Annotated in this window: 2 protein-coding genes; one reads left to right on the forward strand and one right to left on the reverse strand. The window is 69.6% G+C overall.

From position 1 onward, the window contains the following. A partial coding sequence (istA, locus tag H6A16_RS10505) for an IS21 family transposase (RefSeq protein WP_239458345.1) occupies window positions 1–1,235 on the reverse strand: 1,235 nt, incomplete at its 3' end. Between istA and H6A16_RS10510 the strand changes: the two genes are divergently transcribed. Next, the coding region (locus H6A16_RS10510) for a hypothetical protein (RefSeq protein ID WP_204618999.1) at window positions 1,156–1,390 on the forward strand (235 nt) is incomplete at its 3' end. The two genes, istA and H6A16_RS10510, sit on opposite strands and share 80 nt — an antisense overlap.

Here is a 1,390-nt window from a genome sequence, read left to right on the forward strand (position 1 = left end):
ACGAGCTCCTCCGGGAGGGACTTCCGCACGACGCTGTCGCGCCAGCCGCCCGGGCGCACGCAGAGCAGCCTCAGCTGCAGGGTCGGGTCGGCGGAGTCGGTCGGCGCGCCGCCCCACTCGCGCGGGTACTCGGCGACGACCTCGCCGCCGGCGCCGACGACCGTGACGTCGAAGGCCCCCATCGCGACGGCGACCTCCCTGGACGCGTTGGCGGGGCCCGCCGAGTAGCGGTGCTCGCCGCCGGCCTTGAACGAGCCCTGCTTGTCGCACTTCCGGGTGATCCACGTGACGCACGCGAACGGGGCCTCCGGCAGCGGGGAGAGCGCGGCGCGGTCGTCCCCGAAGAGCTCCGACTCCGCCGCGCCCTTGCGGTAGTGCGGCTTGCCGTCGGAGAGCGCCAGGCACGTCCCGAGCAGCCTCCCGTTGTAGGCCTTCACGTCCCAGACCTGCGGGACCGGCACGAAGAGGTTGCGCCGAAGCGCGCCGACCTTGTTCTCCACGGAGCCCTTCTCGTTGCCGGAGTAGGGGTTGGTGAAGCTGTAGTCCAGGCCGTAGTGCGCGGCGAAGCGCCGGAAGAGCTCCGAGGTGGTCAACTGCGCGCCGACGCGGCGCCCGACCTCGGTGGCGTTGTCGAACACGGCGCGCAGCGGCACCCCTCCCAGGAACTCGAACACGTTTCTGAGCCCCTGGCAGACGCACTCCGCGGTCTCTCCCCAGAAGACCTGGGCGAGCCCGACGTTCGAGTGCGGGAACTCCACGACGAGGAAGTGGCCGCGGGTGAGGACGCCCCGCACGCGGAAGTCCGCCTGCCCGAAGTCCACCTGGCACTCGCCGGGCGCCCAGTCGAGCAGCAGGAACCCCTGCGCCTCGCGGGCATCGAGCCCGGCCGCGAGCTCCTCGCGCCTCCGCTTCACGTACCTCTGGACGGTGGCGTAGGAGCCCTCGAAGCCCTTCTCCCCGACGAGGCGGTCGTAGACCCTCTTGGCCGTGTGGCGCTGCTTGTGCCAGCAGCGCCTGTCCTCGCGGAGCCACGAGTCGATCAGCTCCGCGTACGGCTCGAGCAGAGGGGACTCCGGCGCTCGTCCGACCACCGGGGGCCGCTCCGAGAAGTCGGCCTCCCTCAGGTACTTCCTCACCGTGGGCTCGGAGACCCCGGTGTCCCGGGCGATCGAGGCGACGGTCGCCCCGTTCCTCCCGAGCTTTCTGATATCGTCGATCTTGTCCACGCCGATCATTTCCTCTCTGGCCCCCAATCGTCGTAACCGAAGCAACGACAACGTTAGGCCGAACGGGATGGTCGGCGTGCCCGCGCTCAAAGCCGAAAGTTTTTCGTGCTCATTCCCGAAAGTTCGCCACGCTCAAACCCGCAACACGGAGGCTATCAAACACA

The sequence above is a fragment of the Collinsella tanakaei genome (assembly GCF_016900375.1).
Lineage (GTDB): Bacteria > Actinomycetota > Coriobacteriia > Coriobacteriales > Coriobacteriaceae > Collinsella.